14 protein-coding genes are annotated in these 15,506 nt (G+C 58.3%); 5 read left to right on the forward strand and 9 right to left on the reverse strand.

Going from position 1 to position 15,506, the window contains the following annotated elements:
- Window positions 1–14: 14 nt before the first annotated feature.
- Genes EN846_RS03830 through EN846_RS03845 form a run of 4 tightly spaced genes read right to left on the reverse strand, consistent with a single transcriptional unit; the run spans window position 15 to window position 2,945 of the window.
- Entirely contained in the window at window positions 15–665 is a 651-nt protein-coding gene (locus EN846_RS03830; RefSeq protein WP_127391327.1) for an amino acid ABC transporter permease, read from the reverse strand.
- Between the two features lie 9 nt (window positions 666–674).
- The gene (locus EN846_RS03835) at window positions 675–1,340 is read right to left on the reverse strand and encodes an amino acid ABC transporter permease (protein WP_126056259.1); all 666 of its coding nucleotides are present in this window, start codon (window positions 1,338–1,340) and stop codon (window positions 675–677) included.
- A 46-nt stretch (window positions 1,341–1,386) separates the two neighbouring features.
- Window positions 1,387–2,208, reverse strand: a complete 822-nt coding sequence (locus EN846_RS03840; protein WP_127308786.1) for a sugar phosphate isomerase/epimerase — start codon at window positions 2,206–2,208, stop codon at window positions 1,387–1,389.
- Window positions 2,208–2,945 carry a GntR family transcriptional regulator gene (locus tag EN846_RS03845; protein ID WP_126056257.1) on the reverse strand — a complete coding sequence of 246 codons (738 nt, stop codon included), beginning with the start codon at window positions 2,943–2,945 and terminating at the stop codon, window positions 2,208–2,210. Before EN846_RS03845 ends, EN846_RS03840 begins: the two co-directional genes overlap by 1 nt.
- 252 nt (window positions 2,946–3,197) lie before the next feature.
- Between EN846_RS03845 and EN846_RS03850 the strand changes: the two genes are divergently transcribed.
- From EN846_RS03850 to EN846_RS03865, 4 genes are read left to right on the forward strand one after another with little or no spacing between them, the layout of a single operon-like run.
- Window positions 3,198–4,091, forward strand: coding sequence for an intradiol ring-cleavage dioxygenase (locus EN846_RS03850; protein WP_127391326.1), 894 nt, complete (start codon window positions 3,198–3,200; stop codon window positions 4,089–4,091).
- A 24-nt stretch (window positions 4,092–4,115) separates the two neighbouring features.
- Window positions 4,116–4,898, forward strand: a complete 783-nt coding sequence (locus EN846_RS03855) for a fumarylacetoacetate hydrolase family protein (RefSeq protein WP_127391325.1) — start codon at window positions 4,116–4,118, stop codon at window positions 4,896–4,898.
- 8 nt (window positions 4,899–4,906) lie between these two features.
- On the forward strand, window positions 4,907–5,701 hold the full coding sequence (gene hpaI / locus EN846_RS03860) for a 4-hydroxy-2-oxoheptanedioate aldolase (RefSeq protein WP_127391324.1): 795 nt from the start codon (window positions 4,907–4,909) through the stop codon (window positions 5,699–5,701).
- Complete coding sequence (locus tag EN846_RS03865; RefSeq protein ID WP_126056254.1) at window positions 5,685–6,368, forward strand: transporter substrate-binding domain-containing protein; 684 nt, start codon at window positions 5,685–5,687, stop codon at window positions 6,366–6,368. The genes hpaI and EN846_RS03865 overlap by 17 nt, the downstream gene beginning before the upstream one ends.
- Window positions 6,369–7,377: 1,009 nt before the next feature.
- Here EN846_RS03865 and EN846_RS03870 read toward each other — a convergent pair.
- From EN846_RS03870 to EN846_RS03890, 5 genes are all read right to left on the reverse strand, one after another.
- The gene (locus tag EN846_RS03870) at window positions 7,378–8,673 is read right to left on the reverse strand and encodes an O-antigen ligase family protein (protein WP_127310189.1); all 1,296 of its coding nucleotides are present in this window, start codon (window positions 8,671–8,673) and stop codon (window positions 7,378–7,380) included.
- A 187-nt stretch (window positions 8,674–8,860) separates the two neighbouring features.
- Window positions 8,861–10,831: an asparagine synthase (glutamine-hydrolyzing) gene (asnB, locus tag EN846_RS03875; protein ID WP_127310188.1), complete on the reverse strand. Its 1,971-nt coding sequence runs from the start codon at window positions 10,829–10,831 to the stop codon at window positions 8,861–8,863.
- 80 nt (window positions 10,832–10,911) lie between these two features.
- Window positions 10,912–11,703 (reverse strand): class I SAM-dependent methyltransferase, encoded by a 792-nt coding sequence (locus tag EN846_RS03880; RefSeq protein WP_187331236.1) that lies wholly within the window; start codon window positions 11,701–11,703, stop codon window positions 10,912–10,914.
- Between the two features lie 46 nt (window positions 11,704–11,749).
- A complete protein-coding gene (locus EN846_RS03885) occupies window positions 11,750–12,769 on the reverse strand; it encodes an NAD-dependent epimerase (RefSeq protein ID WP_281015704.1) in 1,020 nt (339 codons plus the stop codon).
- 31 nt (window positions 12,770–12,800) lie between these two features.
- Complete coding sequence (locus tag EN846_RS03890) at window positions 12,801–14,081, reverse strand: nucleotide sugar dehydrogenase (RefSeq protein WP_127310186.1); 1,281 nt, start codon at window positions 14,079–14,081, stop codon at window positions 12,801–12,803.
- A gap of 246 nt (window positions 14,082–14,327) precedes the next feature.
- Here EN846_RS03890 and EN846_RS03895 point away from each other — a divergent pair, with 246 nt between their 5' ends.
- Window positions 14,328–15,458 carry a glycosyltransferase family 4 protein gene (locus EN846_RS03895; RefSeq protein ID WP_127391895.1) on the forward strand — a complete coding sequence of 377 codons (1,131 nt, stop codon included), beginning with the start codon at window positions 14,328–14,330 and terminating at the stop codon, window positions 15,456–15,458.
- The last annotated feature ends 48 nt before the right edge of the window (window positions 15,459–15,506 follow it).

The following is a 15,506-nucleotide window of genomic DNA, read 5'->3' on the forward strand; positions in this document are numbered from 1 at the left end:
TTCCAGCGAAGCGGTTAGCGGGCAGCTTTCGCCATCCGTTTTTCAAGGCGACTTCCCGCATAGGAGAGCGGCCAGCAAATGATGAAGTAGATTGCGCCGACAATCCCGAAGACGAGCAGCGGACGATAGGTCTGGTTTGAAATGATCTGACCGGCGCGAGTCAGTTCAATGAAGCCGACGATTGCTGCCAGCGACGTGCCCTTGGTGAGCTGGACAAGGAAGCCGATCGTGGCCGGCATCGAAATTTTGAGGGCCTGCGGCAGGATGACGTCTTTCATCCGCGAGACATAATGCAGACCGAGGGCGTTGGCGGCTTCCGTCTGGCCCTTCGGCACAGCCTCGATGGAGCCGCGCCAGATCTCGCCCAGGAAGGCGCTGGCGTGGAGCGTGAAGGCGACCGCGACCGCGATCCACGCGTTAACGTCGATGCCCAACAGCGCAACGCCGTAATAGACAACGAAGAGCTGCATCAGAAGGGGCGTGCCCTGGACGACGCCGATATACCCTGCGGTGATCGTGCGGGCGACCTTGTTCTTCGAGGTGCGCAGGAGCGCGATCAGGGTTCCGAATATCCCCCCACCGATGAAGCCCACGATCGCAAGCAGCACGGTCCATTTCAAACCCTGCATCAAAAAGAGAAATTGATCTTCTCCGATGGGACCCATGGCTGCTTCCTATCGCGTCGGGTAGTTGAAGTAGTGGCGAGAAATGAGCGCAAAGAGGCCCATCATCAGGCTTGAGATGGCCAGGTAGATAGCGGTCACCGTGAAATAGACTTCGAAGCTGCGGAAGGTGTCAGACTCAATGCGCTGAGCGGCCGAGGTCAGCTCGTAGGCGGCGATCGAGGTGCAGACAGACGTTGTCAGTGTCAGCATAATGAACTGGCTTGTGAGCGAGGGATAAATCGCCCGCAGCGCCGGCTTGAGCACGATGAGCCGGAAGACATCCGCCTTGTGAAGACCAAGTGCGAAACCTGCCTCGATCTGGCCGCGCGAAACGCTCTCGATCCCGCCGCGGATGATCTCGATTGCGTAGGCCCCACCATTGATGCCGAGGGCAATGATCGCCGTGACGGTCGGATTGAGGCGGATGCCCATGAGAGGAAGGGCAAAATATATGAAGAAGATCTGCACCAGGAATGGCGTATTGCGCACAACCTCGACGAACATGATCACGGCAGCCCGCGTGATCCCGCTCTTGGAACTCCTTGCAACGACGCCCAGGAGCCCGATGACGAGTGCGAGGAGCATCCCAGCTAACGCAAGGCCAACCGTTCCAAGCGAACCCCATAGCAATTCCGGGGCGCGGTCGAGGACCGCACCGAAATCAAACGTATACATGTAAGACTTCCTCCTCCTGACCGGCCTAGGCCGCGTCGGCGCCAGATCAGTGATCTGGTTTCAAAATTCCCAGTGCGCCGGCATGCAGATGTTTTAAATGTGCTTTCGGGTCCACCGGCCCGACGAGTGGCACTTCGACCGAGATAGCAGCGCCGTGTTCAGTTGCCGCACAGAGGTCCTTCAATGGCAGTTCGCCTTCTCCAGGAGCGAGCCTGCCGCTTCTCGCCTCGGCGATCATTGCGTCCGATGTTTTGGGCGCAGGCCCGCGGACGTCGCAAAGCTGGATGTGCTTTACCTTCCCTGCATTTGCGCGAAGCTCGTCGATCGAGGCGCCGTTTCGGAAGAAGTGAATCCCGTCAACAAGGGCACCGGCGTTCTCTGCTCCACAGGCATTCAAGATCGCTAGGCTGTCGCGAAAGGTCCTTACCGTCCGCCAGCCCATGTTTTCGATGTCGACTGACATGGCATATCGCGCCGCGAGGGCGCAAAACTCAGACAGGTTTGTGGCAAGACGGCCGCCGTCTCGATCATCGCCGCAAACACTCAGCCGGCGCGCCCCTATGTTCGCAGCGGCTGCCACGGTCGCCTCGTGGGAGGCCGCAAGGAAGCTCTCGTCGATCACGAAGAACTCGATATCGAACACCTTGATGCCTTCGCCATCGGCAACTGTCTTGAACTCCTGGGCACCGTGGCTGCCCACCGGCAACTCGTAAAAGGGGGCTCCGGGAAAGGCGGGGTGCAGGCGAAGCCCTATCGAGGCAAAACCCGCCCGAGCAGCTATCAACGCGAATTCCTTGGGCGGCAGCGCGATCGATGAAAAATGCGCCACGCCCAGTTCAAGGCCCGGCCCTGGCGTCGCGACGGTCATCACAAGGTGCCCTTTGTCGCAAGGTGGTTGCGCAGATTGGTTCCCGTGCGGTGGATATGCTGACGCAACATATCGCACGCATAGTCCAGATCCCTGGCGACGGCTCCCTGAGCGATCTCACTGTGCTCCTGGCTGACGTTGCGGTCACCCGACGTGCGGGTCAGAAACACCCGGCGATAACGGTCGTTGAGATTAAGCAGCAGGCTGCAGAAATGGAGCAGGATTGGCTTCCCACAGCCGGAAATGAGTGTCAGATGGAATTCGCGGTGGAACTCTTCCCAGCGCTCGAGTGTCTCGGGGCGGGCCGCGTCACGCTCAGTGCGGTTAAGGCGATGCAGCGCGCGCATGACGTTGCCTTCCCACTCCACATCGCCGATCCGCATGGACTCGCGAAGGGCAAAGACTTCGAGCTCTTCGCGCAGGACGGTGATCTCTTCCAGATTTGCCAGAGAGATTGATGAAACGCGGTAGCCGCGATTGTCCTCGAACTCCACTAGACCGTCCGATATCAGCCGCGCCAACCCTTCACGCAGCGGACTGAGGCTTACGTTGAACGTCTTGCGCGCCTTGTCGAGATTGATCTTGCTGCCGGCCTGAAGCTCGCCGGAGATGATCGCCTCACGAAGACGGGATGCAAGCTGGCTCCCAATCGTGTTTTTGCCGTCGTCGAGGAATCCAGAAGACGATGGAGCATCTTCTGCCGGCGGAGCAGATGCGCCGTCATCATGCGGTACCATTGTCCGGCTCCCAAGATTCATTCGTCGATGATCGGTATTATAAACGATTATTCTTGTCAACTTAGGACGTGATGAAATCTGCGAAAAAGCCACGAGGTAACCTCGCTCCCGTCGATAAAATAGAATTAAATCAACAATTTAGACGTTTGCATCTCGAATCTTTGGCATCTTGGTGTCGCGACAATGCACCACGGTGGCCTTGACAGATAATCGATTATTTGGATAGTCGGGCAAATCGGGAGGTAGCCCCTTATGGTAATCAAAACCGAAAGCGATCTGACGCCAGCCGTCCTCGCTGTGATGAATCGCACTGAAGACCCCCGCCTGCGAGAAATCCTCGTGTCGATGGTCGCGCATCTTCATGCTTTCGTGCGCGAGGTTCGACTGACTGAGGTCGAGTTTCGGGAGGCGACAGCCATGCTGAACGAGATCGGGCAACTGCATACTGATCACCACAACGAGTTTGTGCTGATGGCCGGTTCTCTTGGCGTGTCTTCACTTGTCTGCCTGCTGAACAATGGCGACAGAGGACAGACCGAGACCTCCCAGTCGCTGTTGGGTCCATTCTGGCGCCTCAACTCTCCGCGAGTCGAAAATGGCGCGTCGATCATCCGATCCGAGACGCCGGGCACTCCCTTATTCGTGCATGCCAAGGTCGTTGACCGCGACGGTAAGCCAATTGCCGGCGCTGAAGTGGATGTCTGGCATGCATCTCCCGTCGGTCTTTATGAAAACCAGGACCCGGACCAGGCCGAGATGAACTTACGCGGCAAATTTACGACCGACGAGCAAGGTCGGTTCTGGTTCAGGACCGTCAAGATGGTCGGGTATCCGATCCCGGTCGATGGCGTGGTCGGGCGCCTGCTCAAAGCTCAGGGACGCCATCCGTACCGACCCGCGCACCTGCACGCACTGATCTTCAAGCATGGATACAAGACGCTGATTTCCCAGGTCTTCGACCCCAGCGACCCGAACATCGGCTCCGATGTTCAGTTCGGTGTCACGGCAGCGTTGACCGGCGACTTCGTTCGTCATGAGGAGCCCCATCCGACCGAAGCGGATATTCCTGGTCCGTGGTTCTCGCTCGACTACACCTATGCCATGGAGCCCGGCGAAGCCGTTTTGCCGCGTCCCCCGATCAAATAAATCACAATCAGCTGAGCAAACGATATGATCACCGAAGAAGAACGCCGGGCCGCGGCAGACGCGCTGCTCAAAGCTGAAATCGAGCGCAAGCCGATCATACAGCCTAGCAAGACCTACCCGAACCTCGAACTCGAGGACGCCTACCAAATTCAGGCTTTGTGGGCGGAGGCGAGGGTAGCCAAGGGCGCACGGATCGTCGGGCACAAGATTGGCCTGACGTCACGCGCAATGCAGATGGCTTCGAAGATGACGGAGCCGGACTACGGCTGCATTCTTGACGATGCGCTTTACAACGACGGAGCGCAGATCAGGGCTGACTTGTTTATCAAGCCGCGACTCGAGGTCGAGCTGGCCTTTGTTATGGGTGAGGATCTCGTCGGGCCCGGCACCAGGATCTATGACGTCATGCGTGCGACCGAGTTCGTTGTCCCGGCGCTCGAGATTATCGACTACCGGACCGAAGTCCCTCGAGCGATCACGGATACCATTGCGGACAACGCGGCTTTCGGCGCCCTCGTCATTGGTGGCCGTATAATTCGTCCGATGGACATCGATATCCGTTGGGTCGGGGCGACTCTTTCCAAGAACGGCATCATCGAGGAATCGGGCGTGTCGGCGGCGATCATGGGACATCCGGCAGCCGGCATCGCGTGGCTGGTCAACAAACTTCATGCTGTGGGCGGTGGCCTGAAGAAGGGACAAATAGTCCTGGCCGGCTCGTTCACGCGTCCTGTCGATATCGCGAAAGGTGATGTCATCCAGGCCGACTATGGCCCTGTTGGCTCCATCGGCGTGTCGTTCGTGTGAGGTGCCAGTTGGAACATCCTGTCAATCGGTTCAAGCGGAGGCTCCTTGCTGGTCAAAGTCAGATCGGCCTGTGGTGCGGCCTGCCGGGAAACTACGCTGCGGAAATCGTCGCGCCTTCAGGTTTCGATTGGCTCCTGTTCGACACGGAACATTCACCGGGTGACGTTCTGACCGTCCTGCCACAATTGCAAGCGGTCGCATCATACGACGTTTCCCCAGTCGTGCGCCCGGCCATCAACGACCCCGTTCTGATCAAGCGCTTCCTGGATATTGGCGTTCAGACACTGCTCATTCCCTACGTTCAGAACGCGGAAGAGGCGAAAGCCGCAGTCGCGGCCGTGCGATATCCTCCGGATGGAATTCGTGGTGTTTCTGCCCTGACACGCGCCACTCGTTTTGGCCGAGTTGCGCACTATGCGCAAAATGCGGAACGGGAAATTTGCCTGTTGCTGCAAGTTGAGACCCGGGAAGCGCTTGGCAACCTCGAGTCGATTGCTTCGGTAGAGGGAGTGGATGGCGTATTCGTAGGACCGGCAGACCTTGCAGCGAGTTTCGGACACAGGGGCCAACCGAGCCACCCGGAGGTGGTCGATGCAATTGTCGGCGCGATTGAACGCCTGAAAGCGTTGGGCAAGCCTGCGGGCATTCTTACCCCGGATGAGAAGTTCGCGGCACGGTGCATCTCGCTGGGAACACTATTTACTGCCGTTGGTGTCGATGTCGCTGTTCTGGCGAGGGGATCGGAAGCACTCGCGGCACGATTTGCATCGCAAGGAGCGCCCCGCGATGCCGGAACGCGATGAACTCCTCACTGAAATCGCACCGACGGGAGTCATCAGAGCCGCGGTCAACATGTCGAATGCCGCACTTGTCCAACTCGATCCAGTGACAGGCGTTCTAACAGGACCGAGCGCGCGGATCGCGATCACACTTGCGGAAGAACTCGACTGCTGTTTGTCGCTGGTTCGATACGGATCGGCCGCTGACATTCTTGCGGCTGCCGAGGGCAACGAGTGGGACGTTGCATTCATTGCTCCCGATCCGTCACGTGCCGACATGTTATCCTTCTCGGCCCCCTATACCACCGTGACTGCCAGCTTTCTGGTGTCAGACAGCAGCCCGCTAGGCAGCGTGGGGGACGTCGACGTCGAAGGGGTGCGCATCGCCGCCGCCAAAACCGCTGCGTATACAAAGCAGCTTGAGCGACAGGTTAGAAATGCGATCCTCCTCCAAACCGAAAATCCCGCCTCCGCCCTGCACATGCTTATGTCCTCCCAGTGCGATGCTGCTGCGGGCTTGACTGAGTCCCTGTCACGTTTCTGCGAAGAGAATCCAGGTTTCCGCGTTGTTGAGGGGACATTCTCGAAAGTGCCTCAGGCGATCGCTGTCCATCGGAGGTGCGTTCACGCTTCAACATTCCTGTCGGACTTCATCCAGCAGCATTGCAGTGCGGGTAAGCCGAGCAATTGAAGAGAGAGCCGCAGGGCGCTGTCGAGCACGTTTCTCGTCAACGGCCCTTCGGTAGAGACACTCTCCCAGGCGCGGTTCACCGGGAAACGACCGCGCGAGGCCTTGAGGCCGACTGCGGGCTCGCTGATCTCGTTTAGATCGCCTCGCGCGGTACCGTGGGGACCCAACCTGGGATCTATGGAACCGCATCCGTCCCGACGATGCCCCCCCTCATTCTCGAGAACGCTGATCCTTCTGACTTCGGAGTGGTTGAGTTTCAGGCGAACCCGATGGAGCAGGCCAGCTCTTTTGGTTCGCGATGGATGGATCGCTCCAGCGGGGCGTGATAGATTGTGCTGACGGTACTTTTTGCATTCGAGTCCAGTGTGCGACCGAACACCGTGAGAGCGAAAATCGGCCGATTGGCACCGATAGTTGCGGAAATCTCAAAAGAATTTTTGCGACAATTTTCTCTTTAAAATCAATATCGTAACTTTTTGGCGGCCTGCGTGTCGGAAATTCAGGCCAATACGAAGAAAAAACACATCTAAATCAATGATTTAGATGGGTTAAAAACAATGAGTGGGAGTAGGGGAAACGGCGGCAATAGCGTAGCTGTGACGGCGATTCTCGCCGTGTAAATAGTTTCGTGTCCGTATTTCACCTCCCGCCAAACTGGCATTCTCCATCTCCAATCTGGCAAGTCCGATCTGCAGCCAGGTACCTGATGAAGTAAAGCCCTTTCAAAAGGGGAGAGGCCTATAGCGTAGAACGGCGTGCATAAAGGCGAGTCTGCTTAGCGCCGCATGTCGCCCGCATAGACTAGAGCTGCCGTTCCCTGAAAGCGGACATTGCTGACGCTAACGGCTAAGGGTGCCGGCGCGCGAGAAGCGGAGTTCTTAGGAAATGTTCGGAGACTGAGGAGCACGTAGCTGCACACCTAGACTGGTCACTAAAAGGCTTGAAGCTAAGGTTGGTGGCCACAGGTGGTTCAAATCCAACCTGTACGACTTATCCCGCGGAAAGGTCTTCATGAAGTCCGATTAGAGATCGGGGCCGCGATAGGCGAGCTTTTCCCGATCGGTGGCAGCGTTCGTCCGCAAGCCAGATACGTTCCGGAAACTAGGAACACCATCAGGGTCGAATCTAAAATGTCATGGCCGACAAGGATGCCGGTCAGGCCGCCAGTGACATAGATGATTACGGTGACGACGATCATTGTCGCCCCGAACCGCTCTACCGGATCGGCACTGAGGCGTAGGACCCTTGCTGCGATCCAGATCGCCACGCCGAAGATTGTCGCGAGAGCCAGGGCTCCAAGCAACCCGGCCTCGACAAGTGCGGTCAAAAAGCCGTTGTGAAAGTGGTTGAAACCTTGGTTGGTTCGAAATCGCTCCTTGAATCCATCTTGTGAAAGCGTGCGACTGGCGGAAATGCCGTGGCCGAAAAATGGGGCTTCGCGAAATGCATCGAGACCTATGTCCCAGAGTCCAACCCGCAATCCGAGTGGAGTGGAATGATCGCCTTTGGTGGTGAGGGCCTGCCAGTCATCGAAAAGGAAATGAGTGCGATCCACGATGATCGGAAACGTAATTGCCGCCGTTAACAAGCTGGAAGCGCCCGCTACAATCAGCAACCGCCTCATATTCGCTCGAGTGAACCTATGGCGATTGACTACAAGGATGGCGACAGCGGCAATCAATAAAGCCACCCAAACCATACGCGAGCCCGAGTAGATAGTCGCCACGACCCCGGCGAGTGCGGCGACAGTCAATGGCTTCCAGGCTTTCTCTATTCCCGACAGAGCGCCCGAAAGGCACATCATCACGGCGAGACAGGTGACAGTCGCAAAAACGATCGGATTTCCAGCCCCCCCTTCTGCCCTGAGCATCCCAATCCAGTAATATTGGACGATGGCCAGGACCAACGCGCCGCAACACGCCGCGGCGCTCGCAACCACAGCAATGCGCGCAAGGCTGGCCTTATCGATGATGCTCCAGGTCGAATAGGAGATCGGGAAGAACAGCAAGGTGATCAGCGGCAGGAAATACGCGACGTCAGCCCGCAGCGTACCGTTGACGATCGAGGCCGAGACCATAGCCGCGCAGTAGGCATAGATCGCAATGGTCATGGCAAGCATCGGCCGGTCGACATTGAAGCGCCGCCGCTTGGCTGCCAGCAGCACCACCGACCAGAGTGCGCCGCCATGAAAGACGAAGCTCACCACCGATCCCAGCACAGGTGGCGAAAAGAAACAGGCGATGGAGAAGTAGACAATTATCTGCGCGGGTGTGAGATGCCGCGGGAGCGATATGAACGGGTTCAAAGCCTTGTTTCGCAATCTTCCAGATTGTGAACCGATCGTTCTAAGGTTCCCGCTATCATGCTCTTGCACCCTTTTCCCGAACCGGTATAGCCGCTGGCTCCGGTATCCGATAGTGCAATGCCGCCGCGCCCCCCAACCGGCTGTAAGGGGCGGGCACTCCTGACTGAAATCGTCGGCACGCGCCAGGTTAAGCCGCGACAGCCGTTGAGGCTCCCTGGTTTGCTTCCCGCCATGATTGGAACATCAGTACGTCCCAGAGCGGATACTGGTTGTTGCGCTGTCCAGAAAGGTGTTCGGACCACGCGCGCCGGATCACCTCCGGCCGGAAGAAGCCATCTTCCCGCAGCCGGCGCTCGTCGAGTAGTGCCTCGGCCCAATGGCGCAGCGCACCGCGCAGCCAGGCGTCGATCGGTACGCCAAAGCCCATCTTGGGGCGTTCGATGAGTTCGCGAGAGATATGCCTGTACAGCAGTTGCCTGAGCGGCCATTTCGTCTTGTTCTCGGCCCGCAGGATGGTGAGCGGTAATGAGAGCGCGAAGCTTACCAGGCGATGGTCGAGCAGCGGCACGCGGGTCTCGAGGCCGACAGCCATTGCCGCGCGGTCGACTTTCACCAGAATGTCGTCCGGCAGATAGCTCATCATGTCGAGATACATCATCCGCTCGACGCTGCCCGGTAATGCCGGTAGTGCTTCCAATCCCGTCAGCATCGTCGGTGGCTCTACCGCTTCGGGAATGATCTCGGACGGCTCCCAGTGCGAGCAGAGGCGACGATAGACGTCGTCCATGGTCCGAAGCGAAAGGACCGAAGCCGCCTTGTGGATCTTGTCGCCTACTCGCTCGCGCCGAAGGCGTCGTGGTAAGAGCGGCATGATCCCGTCTGCGACGTTGTCATACAGTCCGGGGGGCGGCAGTGTTGCCAGGCTGGCCGACACGCGACGCAGGCCGATCGGGATGCGGGAAAGCTTGTTCCAGAGCGCGTCGGCGAGCGCGTAGCGCGTGTAACCGGAAAACAACTCATCTCCGCCGTCGCCCGACAGCGCAACAGTGACACTGTCGCGCGCCAGCCTGGAGACGAGGAAAGTCGGGATTTGCGAGGAGTCCGAAAACGGCTCGCAATAGATGCCCGGCAATTGCGGCACGACGTCGAGGGCGTCCCGGTCGCTCAAATATAGTTCCGTATGGTCTGTCCCGAGATGGCGCGCCACATGTTTGGCATGATCTGCTTCGTTGTAGCCGGCCTCGGCGAATCCGATCGTGAACGTTCGCACAGGCCGCGAACTGATCGACTGCATGACCGCCACGATTGCGGAAGAATCTATGCCGCCGGAGAGGAAGGCGCCAAGCGGTACGTCGGCTATCATCTGCCCTTCGAGTGTGCGGCGAAGATGGCGCTCGACTTCGTCGACGGCTTCCTGTGGGCTTCCTTGAAAAGGTTCACGGCGGCCCTGTTCCGCGACCTCACTCGCGCTCCAATAGCTCTCTACGCGTGGCTCGCGCAGAGGATCGGAAAGAAAGAGAAGGTGGCCAGGTCTTAATTTGCGGATACCCTGATAGATGCTGTAGGGCGCGGGAATGTAGTTATGGCGCATCAATAATGCCAGCGCATTCCGGTCGATCGCCGGGCGCCAGTCGGGAAGCGGATGAAACGCCTTGGGCTCAGAAGCGAAGGCGAAGGCCTTGCCGACGCGGCCATAATACAGGGGCTTCTCTCCCAGGCGGTCGCGCCCGAGAAGGAGGGTTCTCTCTTTTCGGTCCCACAGGCCGAACGCGAACATGCCTGTGGCCAACTCAAGAGCTTGTTTTAGCCCCAGTTCCTCGATCGCAGCCAGAAAGACCTCGGTGTCAGAATGCCCGCGCCAGGCATGACCGCCACATTGCCGATCGAGAAGCTTGCGCATCTCACCGTGATTATAGATTTCGCCGTTGAAGACGATGACGTAACGGCCGCCGTGCGAAGTCATGGGCTGCGCGCCAGCCGATGACAGATCTATGATTGCCAGCCGTCGTTGACTAAGCGCGACACCCGCCTCAGCATCGGTCCAGACGCCGTCGCCGTCCGGCCCTCGGTGCCGGATCATGTCGGCCATGCGACGTACAGTGGACGCGCCGCTGCTCGTCGCGGCCGCTCCACCCACAATGCCGACAATACCGCACATCCGGCGTCGCTGCTCCCATGATGGCCTGGCCCGAGTCTTGTTCTCTATAAGAAATCAGATAGAGGCAAATCCGGCGCCTATTAATCCGTTCGCACGAAACACCATTGACCGCAGCCGGTGCCAAAAAGGCCGAGCCCTGGAGTGACGTTCAGGCGCTGCTTCGTGCGAAACCCAAGCTCTTCCACGGCCGTCTCCAGCTCTGTAGCGGAGGTGGATTGATAGGGATACCCGCCAAGCCAGTCGTCGACATCCGCCAAAAACTCCATGCCCCGGCGTTGGCGATAGTTCTTTACGAAAGAGATCGCGTCCCGGTGCCGCAGCGTTCTTGCCAACAAATAGGCGCAGACAAAAAGAGCCCTCACCGGAGGTCGCAGCCACTGATGAGAGGAGTAGAGCCTCTTTTCGACCGTCCACAGCCCGCACAGCGGCGTCTTCAGGTAGATCGCAATTCCCAATCGCCCGCCAGGGCCAACGAGACCTGTCGCATTGCGGATCGCTGTCCACATATCGCCCGTATGGTGCAGGACACCCCACGAGTAGACAATGTCGAACGTCCCGGGCGGGAAGGACGCTTTGTCGAGGATATCGGCTCGCTCCACATTCCATTCCGCTCCCGGTGCAAACCGGGAAAGAACGGCTTTGGTTGTTTCGACGCAACGGATGTCGTAGTCGAGCGCGCGAACCTTCGCCGCTCCCAAGCGAAGGGCGGCCGCAGAATGCAAACCCGATCCGCAGCCGATGTCCAGAAATGTCTTCCCGTCGAGATCGCCCACCAGGCGGCGAAGATCCTCGCAAGCCCGGTCCAGGTGTTCGTCCTCGAAGCGCGCGGCGAGCTCGGACCAGTTGCGGCCGAAATCATAGCGCGCGTTCATTGCCTTCCCATCCGTCGTCCTTTTCTCAAAGACCAAGGGAATCGGATCATACGCGATAGAATTCCCGATACCATTCCACGAAACGCGGAACCCCGATTTCAACCGGAATCTTCGGCTTGAAGCCGGTCGCCTCTTCAAGTGAGCTGACATCGGCGAACGTCGCCGGAACGTCACCCGGCTGGAGCGCCATGAGGTTGCGGTTTGCCTTCCGCCCGAGTGCGTCCTCCAGCACCTCGATCAACCGGTTCAACTGAACGGGCGAATTCCCACCGATATTATGGATCCTGAAAGGCGCGCTGCTGGTCGCGGGGTCGGGAGCCGCACTTTTCCATTGCGGATTTGCTGTTGCGGGTTGCTGCATCACGCGGGCAATGCCCTCAACAATGTCGTCGATATAGGTGAAATCTCGCTGCATGTTGCCAAAGTTGAAGACGTCGATCGGTTCGCCACCGAGAATGGCCTTGGTGAAGATAAACAGGGCCATGTCTGGCCGTCCCCACGGACCATAGACAGTGAAGAAGCGCAATCCTGTTGTCGGCAGGCCGAAAAGATGGCTGTAGGTATGCGCCATCAGCTCGTTGGCTTTCTTGCTTGCGGCATAAAGGCTCAGCGGGTGGTCCGCTGGATCGTGAACGGAGAACGGCATCCGCGTGCTGCCGCCATAGATCGAACTGGAGGACGCATAGACCAGATGGCCGACTGAGGCATGCCGGCATCCCTCCAGGATATTGAGGAAGCCAGTGAGATTGCTTTCCGCATAGGCGTGCGGATTGGTAAGCGAATACCGAACGCCGGCTTGGGCCGCGAGATTGACCACGATCTCCGGAGTGACCGAGAGAAGAAGCGCGGAAATGCCATCTCGGTCGGTTAGGTCAATTTGATCGAAACGAAAATTTGGAAATTCTTTCAAGCGAGCGAGCCGGGCTCGCTTCAGATTGATGTCGTAGTATTCATTCATGGAATCGAGGCCGACAACCTGCCGGCCATCAGAGAGAAGCCTCTGGCAGAGGTGAAACCCTATGAAGCCAGCCGCGCCGGTGATCAGAATCGGCCTGATCGATGTCAATTTGTACTCCCAGGTTGTGATCAGCTTGAGATCAAAGGCTCCAATATTTTATCACTCCAGGAACTTCATTCGGCTTGATGGCCGACTTGACGTCGAACAGCGTTCCACCTGGCCTGATCATTTGAAAAATACGGGATTTCTCCCTGGATAGATAATGCTTGTGAGGAACCGCCAGAACAAGCGCCTGCAAATCGTTTATCTCGTCGAGTGGCAAGATTGTTTCACCATATTCGCGTCGAGCGGTTTCGGCATCGGCAAAAGGATCGTGGACCTTGGGGGCAATTCCGAACTGCCTCAGTTCCCTGACCAAGTCGAAAACGCGGCTGTTGCGCAGATCCGGAACGTCCTCCTTGAAGGTCAGTCCGAGAACGCCGACGGAAGCTCCTTTCACGGGCACATCCGAACGGATCAGCTGTTTGACGACCTGTTGAGCAACGAAGGCTCCCATGCCGTCATTGATGCGGCGGCCGGCGAGGATGATCTGCGGATGGTAGCCCTCAGCTTCCGCCTTGGCAGTCAGATAGTACGGATCGACACTTATGCAGTGGCCGCCCACGAAGCCTGGCTTGAACGGAAGAAAGTTCCATTTCGTCGACGCGGCATCAAGGACGTCCTGCGTCCGAATATCAAGCCGCTCGAAGATCATTGCGAGCTCATTCATCAGCGCGATGTTGAGATCGCGCTGCGTATTTTCGATTACTTTCGCGGCCTCGGCCACCTTGATCGACGGAGCTCTGTAGACACCGGCATCGATGATACGGCCGTAAACACCCGCTACACGCTCCAGCGCTTCAGTATTCTCGCCAGAGACGACTTTGACGATTCGTCGCAGCGAGTGTTCGCGATCGCCGGGGTTGGCTCGTTCAGGTGAATAGCCAAGCGCGAAGTCGTGAGGATGCCGCAGACCGGAAATCTGCTCGATGATGGGTCCACAAAACTCTTCGGTAACGCCGGGATAGACCGTCGATTCGAAGACGACGACCGCGCCTTTGCTGACCACTTCCCCGACGAGTTCGGATGCCAGCTTCAGAGGCGCAAGATCGGGGGCACGGTTGATGTCGATAGGGGTGGGCACGGCAACCACGAAGAAAGTAGCGCCTTTCAACATCTCCCGGTCGGTCGTAAGTACGATCGACGATTCCTTGAGCGCTGTGGCGTCAACCTCTCCCGTACGATCGACGCCGTCGCGCAGCTCGTTGATACGGTGCTCGCTGATATCGAAGGCGATCGTTGCCGGGAAGATCTTTCCAAACGCGATGGCTACTGGAAGGCCGACATAGCCTAGGCCGATTACAGCAATGCGTTCGGACATCCGTGGATTTCCTCAGGTCGCTTGTGACTCGAGGCGCTTGTATGGCAGGCGGTGGGTTAATTCAACGATGCGTCGTTGCGAAGGCGGCAGTCTCCACTCAAAAGAAAAGTCCACCGCCAATGCCTGCCCCGCTCAACACTCGGGCCGACCGATACTGTGGATAACATGCGGCAGGGTTGGGTTTCGGGACCCGAGACCTTACAAGAGGCGGCTGGCCTGCTGCAATCAGCCTAAGATGTTGAACGCATGAACCCTATCGTCGTCATTGTGAGCGAGCCAAAGTCCCTTGCAACCACTCGAGGACATTTTCTCCTTGCGCTGCGCGTTGCCGGTTACGAAGTTCATGCCGCTGCGCCGTTCGATGAGATGACCGTTCGTTGGTTGACCGAAAACGGCATCCGTTTTCATCATCTGCCGATGGCGCGCGCGGCAGTCGGTCCGCTCGGCGATGCGATTCTGGCGCTGCGTCTCTACAGAAAAATACGAGAACTCAGACCTCAAGTCGTGCTGACCTGCGCAATCAAACCAATCGTCTATGGCATACCCATAGCATTGATTGCACGCGTCCCGCGTCGGCACGCGCTTATCACTGGCCTCGGCTATGCGTTCACGGACCGCCACAAATCGCTACGCTGGCGGATCATCAACGCTGCGGCCCGCCTTCTTTATGCCGCAAGCCTGCGCGGCGCCACGACGGTAACTTTCCAGAACGAGGACGATCGAGATGATTTCCGTCGCCTGGGGCTCCTCGGGCGGACCCCAGCCAGTGTCGTCAACGGTTCAGGGGTCGACCTGGATCGTTTTAGGGTTGTGCCACTGCCGGAGCAGCCGCGATTTCTTATGATCGCCCGCCTGCTTCGCGACAAAGGCCTTGCCGAATACCTGGGTGCCGCGAAACTGGTGAAGGCGGTCCGGCCGGAGGCTCGCTTCGACCTGGTCGGTGATACGGATCCAAATCCCGCAGGATTTCCGGTCTCGGAGGTTGAGGCAGCCGTCGCGGACGGAACGATCCGCTATCACAGGGCTGTAGAAGATGTCCGTCGGGTCATCGCCGATTCGCGCATTTACGTACTGCCCTCCTATCGCGAGGGCACATCGCGCTCGGTTCTGGAAGCAATGGCGATGGGTCGCCCGGTGATTACGACAGATGCGCCCGGCTGTCGCGCGCCCGTCGTCCCCGGGGTGAACGGCCTGTTGGTGCCGGTCGGTGCCACGACCCCCCTGGCGGAGGCCATGATCCGTCTGATCGACAACCCAGATGAGGCCGTATGCATGGCCAGGAACAGTCGGTCGATCGCCGAACAGCGCTATGATATTCAGAAAGTTACTGCCCATATGATGGAAATCATCGAAGTCGGGCAGCAGGCCGCCGGATGACGTCTGCAGAAAAGCCAGCGTCGGACCGATATCAATTCGGATCCATTG

It is taken from the genome of Mesorhizobium sp. M4B.F.Ca.ET.203.01.1.1 (assembly GCF_004791025.1).
GTDB classification, from domain to species: domain Bacteria; phylum Pseudomonadota; class Alphaproteobacteria; order Rhizobiales; family Rhizobiaceae; genus Mesorhizobium; species Mesorhizobium abyssinicae.

What these genes read in the sequence shown, in the direction of transcription:
- EN846_RS03855 (WP_127391325.1), top strand. Translation starts at nt 4,116, where the DNA reads ATGATCACCGAAGAAGAACGCCGGGCCGCGGCAGACGCGCTGCTCAAA.
- asnB (WP_127310188.1), bottom strand. Translation starts at nt 10,831, where the DNA reads ATGTGCGGTATTGTCGGCATTGTGGGTGGAGCGGCCGCGACGAGCAGC.
- EN846_RS03835 (WP_126056259.1), bottom strand. Translation starts at nt 1,340, where the DNA reads ATGTATACGTTTGATTTCGGTGCGGTCCTCGACCGCGCCCCGGAATTG.
- EN846_RS03830 (WP_127391327.1), bottom strand. Translation starts at nt 665, where the DNA reads ATGGGTCCCATCGGAGAAGATCAATTTCTCTTTTTGATGCAGGGTTTG.
- EN846_RS03895 (WP_127391895.1), top strand. Translation starts at nt 14,328, where the DNA reads ATGAACCCTATCGTCGTCATTGTGAGCGAGCCAAAGTCCCTTGCAACC.
- EN846_RS03880 (WP_187331236.1), bottom strand. Translation starts at nt 11,703, where the DNA reads ATGAACGCGCGCTATGATTTCGGCCGCAACTGGTCCGAGCTCGCCGCG.
- EN846_RS03845 (WP_126056257.1), bottom strand. Translation starts at nt 2,945, where the DNA reads ATGGTACCGCATGATGACGGCGCATCTGCTCCGCCGGCAGAAGATGCT.
- EN846_RS03865 (WP_126056254.1), top strand. Translation starts at nt 5,685, where the DNA reads ATGCCGGAACGCGATGAACTCCTCACTGAAATCGCACCGACGGGAGTC.
- EN846_RS03890 (WP_127310186.1), bottom strand. Translation starts at nt 14,081, where the DNA reads ATGTCCGAACGCATTGCTGTAATCGGCCTAGGCTATGTCGGCCTTCCA.
- EN846_RS03840 (WP_127308786.1), bottom strand. Translation starts at nt 2,208, where the DNA reads ATGACCGTCGCGACGCCAGGGCCGGGCCTTGAACTGGGCGTGGCGCAT.
- EN846_RS03850 (WP_127391326.1), top strand. Translation starts at nt 3,198, where the DNA reads ATGGTAATCAAAACCGAAAGCGATCTGACGCCAGCCGTCCTCGCTGTG.